Origin of the sequence: Oceaniovalibus guishaninsula JLT2003, from assembly GCF_000299575.1 — a bacterium.
In the GTDB taxonomy this organism is placed as follows: domain Bacteria; phylum Pseudomonadota; class Alphaproteobacteria; order Rhodobacterales; family Rhodobacteraceae; genus Palleronia; species Palleronia guishaninsula.
Map to the genome: position 1 here is coordinate 46,763 of NZ_AMGO01000012.1, position 20,424 is coordinate 67,186.

Annotated in this window: 20 protein-coding genes; 12 read left to right on the forward strand and 8 right to left on the reverse strand. The window is 65.2% G+C overall.

The window, feature by feature from the left end:
- Nucleotides 1-12: 12 nt before the first annotated feature.
- The gene (locus tag OCGS_RS04645; RefSeq protein WP_007426078.1) at nucleotides 13-1,335 is read right to left on the reverse strand and encodes a TRAP transporter large permease; all 1,323 of its coding nucleotides are present in this window, start codon (nucleotides 1,333-1,335) and stop codon (nucleotides 13-15) included.
- Nucleotides 1,325-1,849, reverse strand: a complete 525-nt coding sequence (locus tag OCGS_RS04650; RefSeq protein WP_007426079.1) for a TRAP transporter small permease subunit — start codon at nucleotides 1,847-1,849, stop codon at nucleotides 1,325-1,327. Before OCGS_RS04650 ends, OCGS_RS04645 begins: the two co-directional genes overlap by 11 nt.
- Before the next feature lie 172 nt (nucleotides 1,850-2,021).
- Between OCGS_RS04650 and ugpB the strand changes: the two genes are divergently transcribed.
- From ugpB to ugpC, 4 genes are read left to right on the forward strand one after another with little or no spacing between them, the layout of a single operon-like run.
- Nucleotides 2,022-3,329: a sn-glycerol-3-phosphate ABC transporter substrate-binding protein UgpB gene (ugpB, locus tag OCGS_RS04655; RefSeq protein WP_007426080.1), complete on the forward strand. Its 1,308-nt coding sequence runs from the start codon at nucleotides 2,022-2,024 to the stop codon at nucleotides 3,327-3,329.
- Nucleotides 3,330-3,377: 48 nt separating this feature from the next.
- Nucleotides 3,378-4,259: a sn-glycerol-3-phosphate ABC transporter permease UgpA gene (gene ugpA, locus OCGS_RS04660; protein WP_007426081.1), complete on the forward strand. Its 882-nt coding sequence runs from the start codon at nucleotides 3,378-3,380 to the stop codon at nucleotides 4,257-4,259.
- Nucleotides 4,260-4,312: 53 nt separating this feature from the next.
- Nucleotides 4,313-5,149 (forward strand): sn-glycerol-3-phosphate ABC transporter permease UgpE, encoded by an 837-nt coding sequence (gene ugpE, locus OCGS_RS04665; protein ID WP_040610561.1) that lies wholly within the window; start codon nucleotides 4,313-4,315, stop codon nucleotides 5,147-5,149.
- An 8-nt stretch (nucleotides 5,150-5,157) separates the two neighbouring features.
- Nucleotides 5,158-6,204: a sn-glycerol-3-phosphate ABC transporter ATP-binding protein UgpC gene (gene ugpC / locus OCGS_RS04670; RefSeq protein WP_007426083.1), complete on the forward strand. Its 1,047-nt coding sequence runs from the start codon at nucleotides 5,158-5,160 to the stop codon at nucleotides 6,202-6,204.
- 9 nt (nucleotides 6,205-6,213) lie between these two features.
- Here the strand turns inward: ugpC and OCGS_RS04675 are convergent, their stop codons facing one another.
- Nucleotides 6,214-7,584, reverse strand: coding sequence for an aminotransferase (locus OCGS_RS04675; RefSeq protein WP_007426084.1), 1,371 nt, complete (start codon nucleotides 7,582-7,584; stop codon nucleotides 6,214-6,216).
- 142 nt (nucleotides 7,585-7,726) lie between these two features.
- On the opposite strand from OCGS_RS04675, the gene OCGS_RS04680 reads away from it, so the two are divergent.
- From OCGS_RS04680 to OCGS_RS04695, 4 genes are all read left to right on the forward strand, one after another.
- Nucleotides 7,727-9,001, forward strand: coding sequence for a cation:proton antiporter (locus OCGS_RS04680; RefSeq protein WP_007426085.1), 1,275 nt, complete (start codon nucleotides 7,727-7,729; stop codon nucleotides 8,999-9,001).
- Nucleotides 9,001-9,855 (forward strand): TIGR02587 family membrane protein, encoded by an 855-nt coding sequence (locus OCGS_RS04685; RefSeq protein ID WP_007426086.1) that lies wholly within the window; start codon nucleotides 9,001-9,003, stop codon nucleotides 9,853-9,855. The genes OCGS_RS04680 and OCGS_RS04685 overlap by 1 nt, the downstream gene beginning before the upstream one ends.
- Complete coding sequence (locus OCGS_RS04690) at nucleotides 9,855-10,271, forward strand: hypothetical protein (protein WP_007426087.1); 417 nt, start codon at nucleotides 9,855-9,857, stop codon at nucleotides 10,269-10,271. The genes OCGS_RS04685 and OCGS_RS04690 overlap by 1 nt, the downstream gene beginning before the upstream one ends.
- A 92-nt stretch (nucleotides 10,272-10,363) precedes the next feature.
- Entirely contained in the window at nucleotides 10,364-12,082 is a 1,719-nt protein-coding gene (locus OCGS_RS04695) for an ABC transporter permease (protein WP_007426088.1), read from the forward strand.
- 30 nt (nucleotides 12,083-12,112) lie between these two features.
- On the opposite strand, the gene OCGS_RS04700 is transcribed toward OCGS_RS04695, so the two are convergent.
- A complete protein-coding gene (locus OCGS_RS04700; protein WP_007426089.1) occupies nucleotides 12,113-13,135 on the reverse strand; it encodes a Fe(3+) ABC transporter substrate-binding protein in 1,023 nt (340 codons plus the stop codon).
- A gap of 138 nt (nucleotides 13,136-13,273) precedes the next feature.
- Here OCGS_RS04700 and doeA point away from each other — a divergent pair, with 138 nt between their 5' ends.
- Nucleotides 13,274-14,461 (forward strand): ectoine hydrolase DoeA, encoded by a 1,188-nt coding sequence (doeA, locus tag OCGS_RS04705; RefSeq protein ID WP_040610542.1) that lies wholly within the window; start codon nucleotides 13,274-13,276, stop codon nucleotides 14,459-14,461.
- 5 nt (nucleotides 14,462-14,466) lie between these two features.
- Here the strand turns inward: doeA and OCGS_RS04710 are convergent, their stop codons facing one another.
- The 4 genes from OCGS_RS04710 to OCGS_RS04725 are packed head-to-tail and all read right to left on the reverse strand — an operon-like array spanning nucleotide 14,467 to nucleotide 17,766.
- The gene (locus OCGS_RS04710) at nucleotides 14,467-15,753 is read right to left on the reverse strand and encodes a TrkH family potassium uptake protein (RefSeq protein ID WP_040610565.1); all 1,287 of its coding nucleotides are present in this window, start codon (nucleotides 15,751-15,753) and stop codon (nucleotides 14,467-14,469) included.
- 44 nt (nucleotides 15,754-15,797) lie between these two features.
- Complete coding sequence (locus tag OCGS_RS04715; protein ID WP_040610544.1) at nucleotides 15,798-16,457, reverse strand: potassium channel family protein; 660 nt, start codon at nucleotides 16,455-16,457, stop codon at nucleotides 15,798-15,800.
- Between the two features lie 38 nt (nucleotides 16,458-16,495).
- Complete coding sequence (locus OCGS_RS04720) at nucleotides 16,496-17,359, reverse strand: SDR family oxidoreductase (RefSeq protein ID WP_007426093.1); 864 nt, start codon at nucleotides 17,357-17,359, stop codon at nucleotides 16,496-16,498.
- Nucleotides 17,356-17,766, reverse strand: coding sequence for a DUF1810 domain-containing protein (locus tag OCGS_RS04725; protein ID WP_007426094.1), 411 nt, complete (start codon nucleotides 17,764-17,766; stop codon nucleotides 17,356-17,358). The genes OCGS_RS04720 and OCGS_RS04725 overlap by 4 nt, the downstream gene beginning before the upstream one ends.
- Nucleotides 17,767-17,843: 77 nt before the next feature.
- Here OCGS_RS04725 and smpB point away from each other — a divergent pair, with 77 nt between their 5' ends.
- The 3 genes from smpB to OCGS_RS04740 are packed head-to-tail and all read left to right on the forward strand — an operon-like array spanning nucleotide 17,844 to nucleotide 20,408.
- Complete coding sequence (gene smpB, locus OCGS_RS04730) at nucleotides 17,844-18,317, forward strand: SsrA-binding protein SmpB (RefSeq protein ID WP_040610545.1); 474 nt, start codon at nucleotides 17,844-17,846, stop codon at nucleotides 18,315-18,317.
- A 55-nt stretch (nucleotides 18,318-18,372) separates the two neighbouring features.
- Nucleotides 18,373-19,224: a 3-mercaptopyruvate sulfurtransferase gene (gene sseA, locus OCGS_RS04735; protein WP_007426096.1), complete on the forward strand. Its 852-nt coding sequence runs from the start codon at nucleotides 18,373-18,375 to the stop codon at nucleotides 19,222-19,224.
- On the forward strand, nucleotides 19,224-20,408 hold the full coding sequence (locus OCGS_RS04740) for an amino acid aminotransferase (protein ID WP_040610567.1): 1,185 nt from the start codon (nucleotides 19,224-19,226) through the stop codon (nucleotides 20,406-20,408). Before sseA ends, OCGS_RS04740 begins: the two co-directional genes overlap by 1 nt.
- The last annotated feature ends 16 nt before the right edge of the window (nucleotides 20,409-20,424 follow it).

Here is a 20,424-nt window from a genome sequence, read left to right on the forward strand (position 1 = left end):
TCCTCCCTCTTTTTATCCGTAAAGAACCTGCGGCAGCCATGTCACCAGCGACGGGAACAGGGCGACCGCGATACACATCAGCACGATCAGCCCGATGAAGGGCATCACGCCAACGATGATCTGGGTGGTCCGCATCTGCGGCGGCGCGATGGCGCGCAGATAGAACAAAGCGTATCCGAAGGGCGGCGTCAGGAAGGACGTTTGCAGCACGACCGCCATCAGGACGACGAACCACAGCAGGTTGATCCCCTCCATCTCCTGCACGATGGGCAGGAAGATGGGGAAGGACAGCAGCACGATCCCCGTCCAGTCCAGAAACGCGCCCAGCACGAAGACGATGAACAGCATCGTCGCGATCAGCAGCCACGGCGCCATGTCCAGCGCGCGTATCACTTCCTGCGTGGCGCGCAGACCGCCGGTGATGTTGAAGACGCCGGTAAAGGCGGTCGCGCCCACGACGATGAACAGGATCATCGCGCTGGTCTTCCCGGTTTCCTTCAGCGCGTCATAGAACGTGTCCAGACGGAACCGGCCGCGCGCGACCACGATCAGCAGCGCCAGCGCCGCACCGATGGCCGACGCCTCGGTCGCCGTGGCGATGCCCGCCAGCAGCGAGCCGAGGATGCCGAAGATCAGCACCAGCGGCGGCAGCGCCTCGACCGCCAGCATCCGCAACAGCTTGCCCTTCGGAAGGCGTTCGTCGGAATGGACAGGCGGCGCCAGATCGGGCCGCAGCACCGCGATCACCGCGACATAGACCGCGTAGAGCAGTCCCAGCACGATACCGGGGATCATCGCGCCGGCGAAAAGTTCGCCCACCGAAAGCGGCGAATAGCTGGCCATCAGGATCAGCATGATCGACGGCGGAATGAGGATCCCCAGACAGCCCGAGGCCGCGATCACCCCGGCGGTCAGGGAGGGCGCATAGCCGTAATTCAGCATCGGGCGCAGCGCCATGACGCCCATCACGGTGATCGACGCCCCGATGATGCCGGTGGTGGCCGCCAGCAGGATCGAGATGAACACCACCGCCAGCGCCAGCCCGCCGCGCACATCCGACATCAGCAGCCGCAGGCTTTCGAACATCTTGTCGGTGACGCCGCTGTTGGACAGGAATTGCGCCATCAGCACGAAAAGCGGGATCGCGATCAGTGTGTAGTTGTCCAGCACATCGCCGAAGATGCGGTTGACGACGATGCCCAGCACCATCGTCTTGCCCGCCAGCACCGCGCCCAGCACCGCCGACCCGCCCAGCACGAAGGCCAGCGGATGGCCCATGAAAAGACCGATCAGCAGCATGCCGAACATGGCCAGTGCGATGCCTTCAGGCCCCATGGCGGGTCTCTCTCCAATAAAGGTCGCGCCCGGCAAGCAGCTTCAGCACTTCCGAAATTCCCTGCAACGCCAGCAGCACCGCAGCGACGAACAGCGCCGCCTTGAGCGGATAGACCGGCAACTGCACCGATCCGTATGTCGTTTCGCCCTGGTTCCACGACGTTTGTGCGAAGGCAAAAGTCTGGGCCACGAAAACCCATGAAAACGGCAGGAAGAACAGAAGGTAGCCGAGGATCTCCACCGCCCGCCGCCCGCCGTCGCCCAGCCGTTCGGTCAGAAGATCGACCCGCACATGGCTTTGGTGGCGCAGCGCATAGCCGCCGAGCATCACGAAATAAAAGCCGTAGATCTGCTTGCTGAGGTCGAACGCCCAGCGCGTCGGCGCGTTGAAGGCATAACGCAGCACCACATCGTAGATGATGATCGCCGCGAAGACGATCGCCAGCACGCAGACGATGCGGCCCACGACTTCGTTCAGGCTGTCGATGGCTTTGATGATGGCGTTCACGTCCACTCCCCGTTTGCGCGCAACCCTACGGGCCGCCGGGGTTCTGTCAATCGTCGGGTCTGTTGACGTGGGGAAAGGGCAAAACCCCGGCCTTGAGTTACGCGGCCCGGCTGCTACTCATGAGGCAGTTTCATGCCGTGCCGCCGACAAGAGCACTGGCAGTCAGGGAGGAACGACGATGCAACGTCAACTGATGGCCGCGCTGGTCGCGGGAGCCGCGCTTGCGACGCCCGCGATGGCGCAGACCGAGCTGCAATTCTGGCACGCCTTCAGCGGCCGGCTGGGCGAGCTGGTGGAGGCGCAGGTCGCGGATTTCAACGCCAGCCAGGACGACTGGAAGGTCGTCGCCACGTCGAAGGGCAACTATTCCGAAACGCTGAACGCGGGCATCGCCGCCTTCCGCGCCGGCGAACAGCCCGACATCCTGATGGTGTTCGAGGTCGGCACCGCCACGATGATGAACGCCCAGGGCGCCATCCGTCCCGTGCAGGAGGTGATGGAGGCCGCCGATGTGGATTTCGACCCCGATGCCTTTATCGGCGCGGTCAAGGGATACTACACCACCACGGACGGCGAGATGCTGTCGTTTCCCTTCAATTCGTCCACGCCGGTGCTTTGGGTCAACCGTGACGCGCTGGAAGAAGCGGGCATCGACCCCGATGTCGATCTGACCACCTGGGAACAGGTCGGCGAGGTTCTTGACCAGTTGAAGGAGGCTGGCAGCACCTGTCCGATGACGACCGCGTGGCAAAGCTGGATCCATCTGGAAAACCTGTCGGCCTACCATGACGTGCCCTTCGCGACCGAGGAGAACGGGTTCGGCGGCACCGCGACCGAGCTGGTCTTCAACGCCGACCCGCAGGTGACGCATATCGCCAATCTGGGCCAGTGGGCGAAGGACGGCAAGTTCATCTATGCAGGCCGGCGGAACGAGGGCGGCGCGAATTTCCGCGCGGGGGAATGCGCGCTGTTCACCGAAAGCTCGGCCGGATATGCCGGGATCGCGGACGAGGCGCAGTTCGACTTCGACGTGCGGCCGCTGCCCTACTACGAAGGCGTCGGCAACGCACCGCAGAACACCATCATCGGCGGCGCGTCGCTCTGGATTATGGCCGGCCAGCCCGAGGATCACTATCAGGGTGTGGCCGAGTTCCTGTCCTATCTCGCCTCGGCACCCGTGCAGGCCCAGTGGCATCAGGATACCGGCTATCTGCCCGTGACCCAGGCTGCTGCCGATGCCACGCGCGAGGCAGGTTTCTACGAAGAAAACCCCGGCACCGACATCGCCGTGATCCAGATGACCGCGAACGAGCCGACGGCCAATTCCAAGGGCATCCGGCTGGGATCGTTCGATCAGATCCGCACCATCATCGACGAAGAGCTTGAGGCGGTCTGGGCCGGCGACAAGGACGCCCAGGCGGCGCTGGATTCCGCCGTCGAACGCGGCAACCAGCTTCTCCGCCGGTTCGAGCGCGCGAGCAACTGACCAGGGCAGGACGGTCCTTCGGGGCCGTCCTCCAGCGGGGCCGGTCCGATGGAAAAGCGCGTCACCTTCAAGGGCTGGCTTCTGCCGCTGCTGCTGATCGCCCCGCAGGTGATCGTGTCGGCGGTGTTCTTCTTCTATCCGGCAGAGCAGGCGGTCTGGCAGTCGCTGTTCATCCCCGACCCGTTCGGCCTGTCGATGCAATGGGTCGGGCTGGACAATTTCCGCTTCCTTCTGTCCGATCCGTATTACCGCGCGTCCTTCGTCACCACGGCGATCTTCTCGACCCTCGTGACGCTGGTGTCGCTGATCCCCGCGCTGTTCCTGGCCGTGCTGGCCGACAGGCTGATCAAGGGGGCGGGCGCCTATCGCACGCTGCTGATCTGGCCCTATGCGGTCGCCCCGGCGGTCGCGGGGGTGCTGTGGCTGTTCATGTTCAACACCCGCGTCGGCGTGGTGGCGTGGTATCTGGGCAGGCTCGGCTATGACTGGAACCACGTCCTGAACGAGGCCGAGGCGATGGGCCTCGTCGTCGTCGCGTCGTCCTGGGGACGGATCAGCTATAACTTCCTGTTCTTCTTCGCCGCGTTGCAGGCGATCCCGAAGTCGGTGATCGAGGCCGCGGCCATCGACGGCGCGCGCTTCTGGCGGCGGTTCTGGACCATCGTTCTGCCGCTGCTGTCCCCGACCACTTTCTTCCTGCTGGTCGTCAATATCGTCTACGCCTTCTTCGAGACGTTCGGCGTCATCCACACCATCACCAGCGGCGGTCCGCAGCAGGCGACGACGATCCTGGTCTACAAGGTCTATGCCGACGGCTTCGTCGGGCAGGATCTGGGATCGTCGGCGGCGCAGTCGGTGATCCTGTTGGTCGTCGTCGGTCTGCTGACCGTTATCCAGTTCCGGTTCATCGAGCGGAGGGTGCATTATTGACCGACGCGGTCGAAATCGTGCCCGTTGGCGTGCGCAGGGCGGCCCCCGACGGCATGGTCGAACGGCGCGGCGCCGGGTTGTGGCTGACGCATCTGCTGCTGATCGCGGGCGTGCTGGTGATCTTCTTTCCGATCTGGCTGGCCTTCGTCGCATCCACCGTGACCCAGCCCGAGATCGCGCGTCCGCCGATGCCGGTCTGGCCGGGCGGGCAGTTTCTGGAAAACTATCGCAAGGCGCTGTTCGCGGGCGTCAATGTGCCCGTGGCCACGATGCTGTTCAATTCGCTGGTCATGGCCATGGGCATCGCCATCGGCAAGATCGCGATCTCGCTTCTGTCGGCCTTCGCCATCGTCTATTTCCGCTTTCCGGGCAAATCGGTGTTCTTCTGGCTGATCTTCCTGACGCTGATGCTGCCGGTCGAGGTGCGGATCGTGCCGACCTACGAGGTCGTGGCAGGCTTCGGCATGCTCAATTCCTATTCCGGCCTGATCTTCCCGCTGATCGCGTCCGCAACGGCGACGTTCCTCTTTCGCCAGTTCTTCCTGACCGTCCCGGACGAGCTGGCCGAGGCAGCGCGGGTCGACGGCGCGCGGCCCATGCGGTTCTTCGTCGACATTCTGTTGCCGATGAGCCGGACCAATATCGCCGCGCTGTTCGTAATCCTGTTCATCTATGGCTGGAACCAGTATCTCTGGCCGCTTCTCATCACCACGGACCCGTCGATGAACACCATCGTCATGGGCATCAAGCAGATGTTCCCGTCGGGCGACGACGTGGCCGACTGGCCGGTCATCATGGCGACGTCGATCCTGGCGATGGTGCCGCCGGTCATCGTCGTCGTGTCGATGCAGCGCCTGTTCATCCGCGGCCTCGTGGACAGCGAAAAGTAGGAATTCCCATGGCAGGCGTGGAACTGATCGGCGTCAAGAAGCGCTTCGGCGCGACCGAGGTGATCCGCGGGGTCACGACCGACATCGCGGACGGCGAATTCGTGGTCATCGTCGGACCGTCCGGCTGCGGCAAGTCCACGCTGCTGCGCATGATGGCGGGGCTGGAAACCGTGACCGAGGGCGAGGTGCGCATCGGCGGCACCCGCGTCAACGAGCGCGAGCCGATGGACAGGAACATCGCCATGGTGTTCCAGAACTACGCCCTCTATCCGCATATGAGCGTGCGGCGGAACATGGGATACGGCCTGAAGATCGCCGGTCTGCCGAAGGCCGAGATCGACCGCAAGGTCAGGGACGCCGCGACGCTGCTGCAACTGGAACCCTATCTCGACCGACGCCCGCGCGACCTGTCGGGCGGGCAGCGCCAGCGCGTCGCCATGGGCCGCGCCATCGTGCGGGAACCTGCGGTGTTCCTGTTCGACGAACCGCTCAGCAATCTGGATGCCAAGCTGCGCGTGCAGATGCGGCTGGAAATCCGCGACCTGCAATCCCGGCTGGGGATCACCGCGCTTTACGTCACGCACGATCAGGTCGAGGCGATGACCATGGCCGACCGGATGATCGTGATGAACGCGGGCCGCGCCGAACAGATCGGCGCGCCCATCGAGGTTTACGAGCGGCCCGAGACTCTGTTCGCCGCGCAATTCATCGGCAGCCCGTCGATGAACGTGCTGGATGCGGACGCGCAGGACGGCACGCTGCGTCTGGGCGCCGTCAACCTGCCGGGTGCGGCGGGCGCGTCGGGGCCCGTCACCCTGGGGATCCGGCCCGAACATGCGGTGGCGGACCCGGACGGACCGCTGGCGCTGGATGTGCAGATGGCCGAACCGCTGGGCGCCAACACCCTTCTGCACGGCCGCCTGACCGCGACCGGCGAGGCGTTCACCATCAGCCTGCCCGGCGTGCACCGCATCAGCGGGTCCGGCCGGATCGCGTTTTCGGTGCCCGCCGACCAGATGCACCTGTTCGAAAGGGCATCCGGCCAGCGGTTGTGACGACGCGGCTCAGCCCAGAACCGACCTGATCGCCTTGCCCAGGGCGGTGGCGACCTGGTCCGCTTCATCGGTCGTCAGGCAAAGCGGGGGGGCAAAGCCGACGATGTCGGATTGCGGCATGGCGCGTCCGATCACGCCCTCGGACAGCAGGGCGGCGACGACACGGATCGCCGCCTTTTCCGTCGGATCGAAGAACGTGCGGCTGTCGCGGTCCTTCACCAGCTCGACCGCCGCCATCATCCCCTCGCCGCGGATGTCGCCCACGTTCGGATGATCGCCCACGGCGTCCCGCAACGCCGCCCGCAGGTGGCGACCCACCGCGCCGGCATTGGCGACAAGCCCCATCTCGTCGATCAGCTTGAGGTTCGCGACACCGGCCGCGGCGCCGATGGGATGCGCGGAATAGGTCCAGCCGTGCCCGATGGCGCCATTCTCGTCCGTGCCCTGCATCAGCACCTGCCACATGCGGTCGCCGAAGATGGACCCCGAAAGCGGCGCATAGGCCGAGGTCAGGCCCTTGGCGATGGTGATGAGATCCGGGCGCATCCCGTAATGATCGGATCCGAACATGCTGCCCAGACGGCCGAAGCCTGTCACGACCTCGTCCGCGATCAGCAGGATGTCATGCCGGTCCAGCACCTTCTGGATGGCGTCCCAATATCCTGCCGGGGGCGGCACCAGCCCGCCGGTGCCGAGCACAGGCTCGCCGATGAAGGCGGCGATGGTTTCCGGCCCTTCGCGGTCGATCAGCGTCTCCAGCTCGGCCGCGCAATGGGCGGTGAACTCGGCTTCGGACAGGGACGGATCCGCGCGCCGATAGAAGTACGGGGCTTCCGTATGCACGACCTGGGCCAGCGGCAGATCGAACTTGTCGTGAAACAGCTTCAACCCGGTCAGCGATCCGGTCATCAGCCCCGATCCGTGATAGCCCCGCCAGCGCGAGACGATCTTCTTCTTCTCGGGCCGTCCGAGGATATTGTTGTAATACCAGACCAGCTTGATGTTGGTTTCGTTCGCGTCCGATCCGCCCAGCCCGAAGAACACCTTGGACATGCCCTGCGGCGCCCGGTCGAGGATCATCTTAGCCAACGTGATCGACGCTTCGGTGCCGTGCCCGACATAGGCGTGGTAATAGGCAAGCTGCTGCGCCTGCGCTGCGATGGCATCGGCGATCTGCCGCCGCCCGTATCCCACGTTCACACAATAAAGCCCCGCGAACGCATCCAGCAGCCTGTTGCCGTCGCGGTCCTCGATGAACACGCCGTCGCCGCCCGACATCACGCGCGGCGGCGTCTCGCCCCGCGCATGGGCGCCCAGCGCGGTCGAGGGGTGAAAGAAGTGATCCCGGTCCCAGGCGGCAAGCTGATCGTTGGTGAGCATCTTTTGTCCTTCCCTGTCATCCGCCATGCGGCCATGCCGGTGATGCTACAGAAACAGCGGTGATCTTTCGAGGATATCGTGGTGCACGGATCGTCCTGTCGGTTTGGGTGTTGTGACGTGAAACGCGCAGGGGGCGGGAATCGTGAACGACATCGACATCCTGGTCATCGGCCTGACCGTCATCCTGTTCGCCTGCGTCTCGGATGTCGCGCGTAACGGGCGGTTCACCGCACCGATGATGTTCGCCGGGATCGGCCTTCTTCTTGGGCCGATGATCCTGAATGTCGTGCGGATCCCCATGCAGGACGAAACCGTCAAACGCGTCGCCGAACTGACGCTTGTGGTCGCGTTGTTCACCGATTCGGTGCGTATCAACGTCAAGCGGCTGCGGCGCTTCCATTCGCTTCCCATCCGGCTGCTCGGAATCGGCCTGCCGTTGACGATGGTGTTGGGGACGTTCGCCGCATGGTGGATCTTCCCGTCCTTCGGCTTGTGGGAGGCGGCGGTTCTGGCGGTGATGCTGGGGCCGACCGACGCCGCACTGGGCGAACCTGTCGTGACATCCGAGGAGGTTCCGGCGCTGGTGCGGCAAGGTCTCAACGTGGAATCGGGGATGAATGACGGGCTGGGGCTGCCCTGCCTTTTCATCGTCGCGTCGCTGGCAGGCGCGGGGACCACGGCGGGGGCCGGGGACTGGACGGCCTATATCCTTCTGCAAATCCTCGGCGGCCCGGTGATCGGTGCGACCATCGCCACCGTCGCGGCCTGGGCCATCGCCCGTCCGCTGCGCCGCGGTTGGGTGGGCGAGGATTTCTTCCGGCTAGCGTTGTTCGCGCTGCCGGTGGTCGCCTATCTGGCGGCCGACATGTTGCAGGCGAACGGCTTTCTGGCCGCCTTCGCCGCCGGCGTGGTGGTGTCGACCAGATCGGAATACACCCGCGACGCGGTTGAGGAGTTTGCCGGGACCATCGGGCAGTTACTGAATTCGACCATCTTCTTTCTCGTCGGCGCGCTGTTGCTGCCGCAATTCCTGCATCACATCGGCTGGCAGCATGTCGTGTTCGCCCTGCTTGCCTTGACGGTCCTGCGAATGGGGCCGGTCGCGATGGCGGTCATCGGAATGGGCCTGCACCGCCGAACGACCCTCTTTCTGGGTTGGTACGGGCCGCGCGGTATGGCGTCGGTCATCTATCTGCTGATCGTGCTGGACACGTTCGACATTGCGGCAATTGACGACATCGCGGCGACCGTCGCCTTGACGGTGCTTGCCAGCATCGTGTTGCATGGCCTGACCGCCGCGCCGGGCAGCCGGCGTTATGGGCAGTTCGCCAGGAAGCTCAGGTCGTCGGATGCCGAGAACGCCCCGGTGCCCGTCCAGCGCGTTCCAGGCGAGCTTTGCGCGAAGGAACGGGCCTGATGCGGACCAGCCAGGACATGCGCGGCGAGGCGGCGGGCCAGTCGCCCCGCGCCTTCATGGTCGATGTGGGCCGGGCCGGGGCGGGATCGCTGCTGTTCTCGCTGCCGATCCTCATGACGATGGAGATGTGGGATCTCGGCTTTCTGATCGGCGCCGAACGGCTGGCACTGCTGTTCGTCGTGCTGCCTATCCTTCTGACCGGATTGTCGCGCGTCGGCGGTTTTCGCCTGACGGCAACGCTTGGCGATGACATTGCCGACGCCTTCGTCGCGATCGCGGTGGCGCTTGTCGTATCGACCGCCATCCTGCTTCTGTTCGGGCTGATCGGACCGGACGTGCCCCTGCATGAAAGCGTCGGCAAGGTGATGATTCAGACCGTGCCCGGCAGCATCGGGGCGATGCTTGCGCAGAACCAGTTCGATTCCGAAGCAGTGCACTATGAACGCGACCAGCGCGGGCAAACCTATGGCGGGCAGATATTCCTGATGGTCGTGGGCGCGATCTTCCTGTCGCTCAGCGTGGCACCCACGGACGAGATCGTCGTCCTCGCGCACGAAATGGGCGTGGGCCACGACATCGCCACGGTGCTGTTCACGCTGCTGCTGATGCACGTCTTCGTCTATTCGCTGGAAATCCGCGGCTCGAAAGCCTCCGAGATCGGGCGACTGGGCGCCCGGACGCTGTTCTTTCGTTATACTGTCGTCGGCTATGCGCTGGTGCTTTGCGTCAGCCTTTATCTTCTGTGGACCTTCGGCAGGATCGACAATGCGTCCGTGCAAACGGTCATCAGTCTGACGGCTATCGTCGCGATCCCCGGCGGCATCGGCGCCGCCGTCGCGCGGCTGATCCTGTGATGCCCGAACCGCGGAGATCGCGCCGCCCGCCCAAACGGCACCTTGGAACCTCGAAGCCCGAGGCGGCGGTCGCGGCGTTGGGGGCGCTGCTGGTGGTGGGGCTGGTCGGCTACATGCTGCTGCATGCCCTGTCCTCGCCCGACGGTCCGCCCCGGTTCGACTATACCTATGCCATCGACACGACCGGGCCGGACGCGAAGCTGGTTCGCTTTACGATCCGCAACACGGGCGGCCGGACGGCGGCGTCGGTGGCGGTGTCCGTCGCCCTGTCGTCCGACGGCCAGGTGGTCGAGGAAGGCGATGCCGAATTCGACTATGTTCCGCAGGGCGCCTCGCGGGAAGGCGGGATCTATTTCCTGAACGACCCGGCAGCGCATGACGTCACGATTCGCGTCACGTCCTTCGTCCGGCCCTGACGCCCGTTCACGAATATCGGCCTTGTCGGCAGGGCGATTGCACCGCCGGACGGTGCACGTTACCGCCTGCGCATGAAAATGGATGACGAGAGATGACGGCGCTTCCGGCCGGCAAGGACCGGACAGGCGGCGCGCGGCCGTCGCTGTTGGGGCTGGGCGCGGTCCTGGTCGCGATCCTTTGCGCCACGCCGCTGCTGGCGGTCGTTCTTGCGGCGTTTCTATCGGATCTGACGACCTTCACTCATCTGCTCGATACGGTTCTTCCGCGCTATCTGGCCAATACCTTTCTTCTGGTCGCCCTCGTCGCGCTCGGAACCTTCGTGATCGGCGTCGGGTCCGCCTGGCTGGTGACAATGACCGACTTTCGGGGCCGCCGCATCTTTGAAATGGCGCTGGTCCTGCCGCTGGCCTTTCCTGCCTATGTGCTGGCCTACGCCTATACCCACATCCTCGATCATCCGGGCATCGTGCAAAGCGTGTTGCGCGACGTGACCGGATGGGGTCCGCGCGACTACTGGTTCCCCGAGATCCGGTCGCGCGGCGGCGCGGCGGCGATGCTGGTTCTGGTTCTGTATCCTTACGTCTATCTGCTGGCACGCGCCGCCTTCGGAATGCAAAGCGCGGCGACCTTCTATGCCGCCCGCGCCCTGGGCTGTTCGGCCTGGCGGGCATTCCTGACCGTGTCGCTGCCGATGGCCCGCCCGGCCATCGTGTCGGGCATGCTTCTGGCGATGATGGAAACGATCGCCGACTTCGGCACTGTCGCGCATTTCGGCGTCCAGACCTTCGCGACCGGCATCTACACCAGCTGGTTCTCGCTGGCCGACAGAGGCGCGGCAGCGCAACTGGCGCTGGGTCTGCTGGTCTTCGCGCTGACCCTGGCGGCGCTGGAGCGGGTATCGCGAGGCCGCGCGCGCTTCGACGCGGGTCGCAGGCACGAACGCATGGCGCGGCCGTTCCTTCATGGCTGGCGGGCGGCCGGGGCGATGGCGTTCTGCGGCCTTCCCGTCCTGCTGGGCGTCATCGTCCCGGTGGTGGCGCTGTCGGTGATGGCGCTGCAATCGGATCAGGACCTGACCAGCCGCCGCTATATCGCGTTCATCGGCAATTCGCTGACGCTGGCCGCGGTCGCGGCAATCGTCACCGTCTGCGCGGCAATCGTGCTGGGCACGTTTCAGCGGCTGCGGCCGGGGCGCCTCTCGGGCGCGGCCTTGCATGTCGGGCGAATGGGATATGCGGTGCCGGGCGGGGTGATCGCGGTGGGGCTTTTCGTGCCGTTCGCCGCACTCGACAACGCGCTCGACGCTTGGATGCGGCTGCATTGGGGCATTTCGACCGGGCTGCTCTTCACCGGCTCGATCTGGGTTCTGGTGATGGCGTATATGGTGCGGTTCCTGGCCGCCGCCCTCGGGGCCTATGACGGCGGCATCGCATCGGTGGGGCAGAATCTGGACGCTGTGTCACGCGTTCTGGGCAAGACGGCATGGGGCACGGTGCGGCGGGTGCATCTACCGCTCATCACCCCCAGCATCCTGACGGCGGCGCTGATCGTGTTCGTCGATACGATGAAGGAACTGCCCGCGACGCTGATCATGCGCCCGTTCAATTACGATACGCTGGCGGTTCAGGCGTTCCGGCTGGCATCGGATGAACGGCTGGAAGGGGCGGCGGTGCCAAGTCTGGTGATCGCGGCCATCGGCCTTGTTCCGGTGATCCTGCTTTGCCGACAGGTCGGAACCGGCACGTCGCCGGAAGGCCGGGCATCGCGGCGCGGATTGCTGCGCCGGTGGTCGTCAGGACGCGGGGCCTGACGACAGGCCCCGCGTTGCGTCAGCGAAGCATCACTTCCAGCCGACTTCGTTGAAGATCTGTTGCGCGGCCGGCAGGTTCTTGGCGACCGCCGACAGATCGACATCGTCCGCCTTGAAATCGCCCAGCTTCTGCACCGCCTCGCTGCGCTCGACCCCCGGCACGACCGGATATTCGTCGTTCCCGCCCGAGAAGTATTCCTGCGCGGAATCGCTGGTCAGATATTCCAGGAACGCGACGGCATTGTCGCGATTGGGCGCGTTCGCCGCGACACCGCCGCCCGACAGGTTGACATGCGCGCCCTGCGCATCCTGCGACGGGAAGACCCAGCCGATCTGGTCGATATGGTCTGACACGCCTTCGACATCGCTGCGGATCGCGCGGGCGAAGTAATAGGTGTTCGACACCGCGATGTCGCATTCGCCCGATACCAGACCGCGCAGCTGGTCGGTATCGCCGCCCTGCGGTTCGCGCGCAAAATTGTCGACGACGCCCTGCGCCCAGTTGCGGGCTTCCTCCTCGCCGTGATTCTCGATGATCGAGGCCAGCAGCGTCTGGTTGTAGGTGTTGGTCGAGGACCGCGCGCAGACCATGCCCTGATACTGCGGATCGGCGAGGTCGAGATAAGTCTGCGGCGGGTTGGACACTTCGTCCTTGTCATAGAAGAAGATGCGCGCGCGCTGCGAAAAGCCGAACCATTCGTCGTCGCTGTCGCGCAGGTTCGACAGGATCCGGTCCTTCAAAACCGCACTGTCCACAGGTTGCAGGATGCCCGCATCCTTGGCCCGCTCCAGCCGCGAGGTGTCGACCGTCAGCAGAACGTCGGCGGGCGAATTGGCGCCTTCCGCTTCCATCCGCGCGATCAGCTCGTCGCCGTTGCCCTCAATACGGTTGATGGTGATGCCGGTCTGATCCTCGAAGTCCGAGTAAAGACGTTCATCGGTGTCATAGTGGCGCGACGAATAAAGGTTCAGCTCGCCGTCGGCGAAGGCCAGCGCGGTGCCGCCGAAGATGGCGGCGACGGCTAGGACCGAGGTTGTGACGGTTCGGGTCATGGGGGTCTCCTTGTCAATTCCCGGCACAACCAACACCGTGCCGGGATGGATGGCAAGATACCCGATAGAAAAAGTCGGGAATAAATTTCGTCTGCGATGCCGCTTGCCGGGAAAGCCTGTGGCGTGGAAAGCTGCGTCATGGCCATCGTCGATACGTTCCGCTTCTCCGATGCCGAATACGAAGGCCGGCTGGCGCGGCTGCGACGCGCGATGGATGCGGCCGGAATCGACACGCTGATCACGTCGGACCCGTCCAACATGGCATGGATCACCGGCTATGACGGTTGGTCGTTCTATGTGCATCAGGCGGTGATCGTCAGGGCATTCGGCGCACCCGTCTGGTTCGGACGCGAGCAGGACGCGCAGGGCGCGCTGCGCACCGTTTATATGGCCGACCCCGACATCATCGCCTATCCCGACATCTATGTGCAGTCGCCCGACCGTCACCCGATGGACTATCTGGCCGCCCGGCTGACCGACCGCGGCTGGCACAAGGGCCGGATCGGCGTCGAGATGGACAATTACTGGTTCTCGGCGCGCGGCTATCAGGCGCTTTGCGCAGGGCTGCCGCAGCCGCCGGTCGATGCGACGGGGCTGGTCAACTGGCAGCGCGGGGTGAAATCGGACGCGGAACTCGACAGGATGCGCAAGGCCGCCCGGCTGGTCGAACGGATGCATGCCCGCATCGCCGACCGGATCGAGCCGGGAATGCGCAAATGCGATCTGGTCGCCGAAATATACGACGCCGCCCTGCGCTACGATCCCGATCTAGGCTTCGGCGGCGACTATCCCGCCATCGTTCCCCTGCTGCCCTCGGGAACAGACGCCGCCGCCCCCCATCTGACATGGGACGACCGCCCGATGCGCCGGGGCGAAGGCACGTTCTTCGAGATTGCGGGTTGCTTCCGGCGCTATCACTGTCCCCTCAGCCGGACGATCTTCCTGGGACGGCCGACGCAGGCGTTTCTGGATGCCGAAAAGGCCGTGCTGGAAGGGATGGACAGGGGGCTGGAGGCTGCGCGCGCCGGCAATACCTGCGAAGACATCGCCATCGCGTTCTTCGACGTGCTGAAGAAACACGGCATTCGCAAGGACAACCGCACCGGCTATCCCATCGGGCTGTCCTATCCGCCCGACTGGGGCGAACGCACCTGTTCGCTGCGGCCCGGCGACCGGACGGTGCTGAAGCCGGGCATGACGTTCCATTTCATGACCGGCCTCTGGCTGGAGGATATGGGATTCGAGATCACTGAAAGCATCGTCATCCGCGATGGCGCGCCCGAATGCCTGGCCGACGTTCCCCGGCGGCTGATCGTGAAGGACTGACCCCCTCAGCCCAGATACACCTGGCCTGCGGGATACCGCACGCGCGGCAGCGACCGCGTGGCCAGGAAAAAGCCCAAGGCCAACGGTCCGACGCGACCCAGGAACATGATCACAATGATGACCGCCCGGCCCACCGGATCGAGCTGCGCGGTCGCACCCATCGACATGCCGACAGTGCCGAAGGCCGATGCCACTTCAAAACCCATGACAAGGAAGCTGCCGTCATGGCCGACGGTCAGGATGAAGAAACTCAGGAAGACGACGGTAATGCTGATCGTGGTCAACGCCATCACCTTCATGATTTCGTTCGTGCCCAGCGACCGTCCGAAAGCCTGCATCACGGTGCGGCGTCGGAAGAAGGCAAGGGTGCCCAGGATAAGCACGATGGCGGTCGTCACCTTGATGCCCCCCGCGGTCGAGGTGGACCCGCCGCCGATCAGCATCAGACCGATGGTCATCAGCGCCGTTGCGTCGCGCATCTCGCCGGTGGGCAACGTATTGAACCCCGCCGTCCGGGGCGTGACAGCCTGGAAGAAGCTGGCCTGCACCCTGGCCGAAATCCCGTCGAGCGCGCCCAGCGTCCGGGGGTTGGTCCATTCCAGAGCTGCGAACAGCAGCCAACTTGCCAGAATCAGGACGCCCGTCCCGACCAGCATCAGTTTTGAATGCAGGCTGAGCCGGCGCCAGCTTCGCCGGGTGAAAACCTCGCCGATGACGACGAATCCGAGACCCCCGAAAATGAACGAAGCGGGAATGACAATCGTGATCACGGGGTTCGCGACCCAGGCCGAAAGGCTGTCAGGGAAAAGCGCGAAGCCCGCATTGTTGAAGGCCGAAACCGAATGGAAGACGGCGTGCCAGACCCCCGGTGCCCAGCCGAATTGCGGCACGAAGACGAATGACAACGCGACGGCGGCGAAACCTTCGCAGATCAGCGCGATAGCGAAGATGATCCGCACCAGGGCCGTCAGGTTCCCCAGCGAGGTCTGATTAACCTCCTCGCGCAGGATGATGCGTTGCGGAATGCCGATGGGGATTCCCAGCGCCGTCAGCAGAAGCACGGCGAACGTCATCAGCCCCAACCCGCCGAGCTGGATGAGAACCGCGATCACCGCCTGCCCGAAGAAGGTGAAGGTTGTGCCGGGATCGACGACGACCAGCCCCGTCACCGTAACGGCGGATGTCGCGGTGAACAGCGCATCGCCCCAGCCGATCGGTGCACGAAGCGACAGCGGCGCCATCAGCAAGATCGTGCCCATCGCGATGAAGGCGATATAGATCAATGCCAACATGCCGGGCGGCGGAAGGCGATGCAGCCGGTCGAGAAGACGGTTTTTCAAAGCGTTGCGGTATAGCTGCGCAAATCGGCGCGGCGACCCAGAAGAAGCAATCGGTCGTCGCCGTGCAGGACGGCATTCGGACCGTCCGAGGCGATGAACTCCGTCCCACGCATGACGCCCAGACATCGCAGGTTGAATTTACGCAACGGAAGCCCGTTCAGCGGCTTGCCGTCCAGCGTCGCGGGGATGCGCAGGTTGACGACGTGAAACCCGTTGCCCAAGGCCACATAGTCGCGGACCAGCGGGTTGTGCAGAACCTGGGCGATCTGGCGTCCGACATCCACCTCGGGATGGATGACGCGGTCGGCCCCCAGCTTGGACAGGATGCGATGATGCGTGCGCGATGTGGCCTTGGCCCAGATCCGCTCGATCCCCAGAAGGCGCAGATTCATGGTCGCCAGCACGCTCGCCTCAAGGCTGCTGCCCATGCCGATCACGCCCGCCCCGCATGCGTCGATACCGGCATGGCGCAGCGCTTCGTCGTCCCGCGCGTCGAGGATCAAAGCCTGGTTCAGCGTCTCGGCATGGGCCGAAACGAGCGCTTCGTCCAGATCGATGCCGATGACGTAATTGCCGAAACGGACCAGCTCGGTCGCTACCGTACTGCCGAAATTTCCCAGACCGATCACGACAAACGATCCCTGCCTGTTTGCCATCCTGCTTTCCCGCAATGAAAGACGCCTGCGCGTCCGGTTCAGCGGTGTTCCTTTTCCAGCAGCGATGCAAGCCCGCTGCGATAGTCGGGATGGATCAGATGAATGCCCAGATCCCGCTTGATCCGGCTGTTGTCGACCCGCTTGCTTTCCGCGTAGAAGCTGCGCGCCATCGGCGTCATTTCGGCATCCGCGAACGGTATTTCCGGCGCAAGCGGCAGGTTCAGCAGGTGTGCGGCATGGGCGATCACATCCTGCGGCGGGGCCGGGTCGTCGTCGCAGACGTTGTAGATCGCGCCGGGATCGGGCCGCGCGATGGATGCCGCCAGAACCTGCGCGATGTCGTCCACATGGATGCGGCTGAAAACCTGCCCCGGCTTGACGATCCGCCGGGCGGTGCCGTCGCGCACCTTGGCGAACGGCCCGCGCCCCGGCCCGTAGATGCCCGCCAGCCGAAAGATGTGCAGCGGCAGCCCCGTATCGGAGGCCAGGCGCCGCCATGCCGCTTCGGCCTTCACGCGCGCGACGCCCCGTTCGGTCGCGGGGGTCAGCGAAGCGGATTCGTCCACCCAACCCCCGGCATGATCGCCGTAGACGCCGGTGGTGGACAGGTAGCCGACCCAGGCCAGGCCGGACGCCACCTGCGCCAGATCGTGCCGCAGCCGCGCCAGCACCGGATCGCCGTCCTGTCCGGGCGCGGCCGAGATCAGAAGATGCGTGGCCTTCCTCAACGCGGGCCCGATATCGTCGCCGGGCCAGACCAACGGCTCGACCCCGGTGGCGGCGATGCGTTCGGCCTTGTCGGCGCTGCGGGTGGTCCCGACGATATGCCAGCCCTGCGGCAGCAGCAGCCCTGCAAGCGCCCGTGCGGAATAGCCGTGGCCGAAAGACAGAAGGCGGTTCATTTCAAAAGGTCCAGCGTGCGCGGGTCGGGGCCGTCGAAGAATGTGTCCAGCACCGCGCCGAAGACGGGCGGCGCATCGGGAAGCGATGCGAACAGTGTCATCGAAGACCGCAGCTTGAGCGCATCGACCGGCCCCAGAATCGCGGCCGCGTCGCGGCCGTCATGGGCCAGCATCGCTTCGGCGATCCGCACCAGACGCGGCCCCAGAACCCCGTGCGCCAGATACCGCGCGGCCTCGTCCCGGCCGGCGATCCCGAACCGATACGCCATTTCCGACTGCCCCAATCCGCGAAGCTGCGGAAAGACATACCACATCCAGTGGCTGCGCTTCGCGCCGGCCTCGATCTCGGCCAGGGCGGTGGCATAGGTCGCGCGCTGTGCGTCGATGAATCGCTCGAGGTCATCCATGGGCCAGATGTGACGTCCCGCGCCCCCGGCGACAAGCCCGGCTGGACAGCGGCATGCCGTCTGCCTATCTGCGACGAATGGCCAAGCCCAAGGACAACCCGAACTACAAGGTGATCGCCGAAAACCGGCGCGCGCGTTACGACTACGCGATCTCGGACGACATCGAGTGCGGCATCGTGCTGACCGGGTCCGAGGTGAAGTCGCTGCGCCGCAACACGTCGCAGATCACCGAAAGCTATGCCGAGGTGAAGGATGGCGAATTGTGGCTGGTGAACGCCTATATCGCCCCCTACGAACAGGCGATGTTCGGGCACGAGGATCGGCGGCGGCGCAAGTTGCTGGTGAACCGGCGCGAAATGGCGCGGCTGTGGCAGGAAACCCAGCGCAAGGGCATGACGCTGGTGCCGCTGGTACTGTATTTCAACCATCGCGGTATCGCCAAGGTGAAGATCGGCATCGCCAAGGGCAAGAACGCGCCGGACAAGCGCGACACCAGCGCCAAGCGCGACTGGCAGCGGCAGAAGGCCCGCCTGCTGAAGGAACACAGTTAAGTTGCGCCCGGACGCGCGTGGCCCTAATCCTGCACCCGTTGGCAGGAGGCGCGCGATGCAGGACGACCCCAAGACGCTGGTTTCGACCGACTGGCTGGCGGCCCATCTGGACAATCCCGATCTGCGCGTGATCGACGCCAGCTGGTATCTGCCCGATGCGGGACGCGACGCCGCGGCGGAATACGCCGAAGGCCATATTCCCGGCGCGCGCTTCTTCGATCTGGACGAAATCGCGGACCTGTCCACGGACCTGCCGCACATGGCCCCGCCGCCCGAAAAGTTCGTCAGCCGGATGCGGGCCATGGGCATCGGCGACGGGCATCAGGTGGTGGTCTATGACGGCGCCGGCATCTTTTCCGCCGCTCGCGTGTGGTGGCTGTTCCGGCTGATGGGCAAGACGGATGTGGCCGTTCTGGACGGTGGGCTGCCCAAATGGCGCGCCGAGGGGCGGCCGCTGGAGGATATGGCCCCCGTCAGGACCGATCGGCACATGAGCGCGTCGCGCCAGAACAGGCTGGTGCGCAACGCGGCGCAAGTGGCCGAGGCGTCGCGCTCTGGCAGCGCGCAGATCGTCGATGCGCGCGGTGCCGCGCGGTTTCGCGGCGACGCGCCAGAACCGCGCGAGGGCCTGCGCGCGGGCCACATCCCCGGATCGAAGAACCTGCCCTATACGGAATTGCTGAACGAGGACGGCACGATGATCGGCAAGGACGCCATTCGCGCCGCGTTCGCAAAAGCGGGGATCGACCTTGACCGTCCGGTTATCACGACCTGCGGATCGGGCGTGACCGCCGCGATCCTGTTCCTGGCGCTGACCCGGATCGGTCACGATGACGTGGCGCTTTACGACGGATCGTGGGCCGAGTGGGGCGCGTCCGATCATCCCATCGCAACCGGAGCCGCATGATGCTGACCGCCCTCAAGCCGCAACCCGCCGACAAGATCCTGGCCTTGATGGCCGCGTTCCGCGAAGATGCGCGGTCCGACAAGATCGACCTGGGCGTCGGTGTCTACAAGGATGCCGAGGGCCGCACGCCGGTCATGCGCGCGGTCAAGGCCGCCGAAAAGCGGCTTTGGGAAATTGAGGAGACGAAAAGCTATACCGCGCTGACCGGCGATCCGGCCTATGGCGCGGCGCTGACCCAGTTGATCCTGGGGGACACGGTGCCGGACGACCGCATCGCCTGCGCCGCCACGCCGGGCGGGACCGGGGCCTTCCGGCAGGGGATGGAACTGGTGCGCATGGCCGCGCCTGACGCCCGTGTCTGGGTGTCCGATCCGACATGGCCGAACCATCTGTCGATCCTGCGGCATCTGGGCATTCCGTTCACCGAATACCGCTATTTCGACTCCGCGACCTGCGATGTCGATTTCGACGGAATGATGGCCGATCTGGACCGCGTGGCAGAAGGCGATGTCGTCTTGCTGCACGGTTGCTGCCATAACCCCACAGGCGCGAACCTGACCGAAGCCCAGTGGCGGCAGGTTGCGGATCTGCTGGTCCGCAAGGGCGCCGTTCCCTTCATCGACCTGGCCTATCAGGGCTTCGGCGACGGGCTGGAGGCCGACGCGCAGGGCACCCGCATTGTCGCGCGGGCCTGCCGTGAGGTGCTGATCGGGGCAAGCTGTTCGAAGAATTTCGGCATCTACCGCGAACGCGCCGGACTGCTGATCGCGCTGGCGCCCGATGCCGCATCAACACGGCTGGCGCAGGGAACGCTGGCCTATCTCAACCGGCAGAACTTCAGCTTTCCGCCCGATCACGGCGCCCGGCTGGTGACGATGATCCTGACCGACGACGCCCTGCGCGCCGCCTGGCAGGCCGAGGTCGAGGATATCCGCCGGGGCCTGTTGACCTTGCGCGAACAGCTTGCCGACGAACTGCGCCGGCAAAGCAATTCGGACCGGTTCGACTTCATCGCCCGGCACCGCGGCATGTTCTCGCGGCTGGGTGCTTCGCCCGAGCAGGTCGAGGCGATGCGCCGCGATCACGGGATCTACATGGTCGGCGACAGCCGGATCAATGTGGCGGGGCTGAACGCGCGAACGGTTCCGTTGCTGGCCCGCGCCATGGTCGCCGCCGGGGTCTGACCGCCGCCGCCTTGCT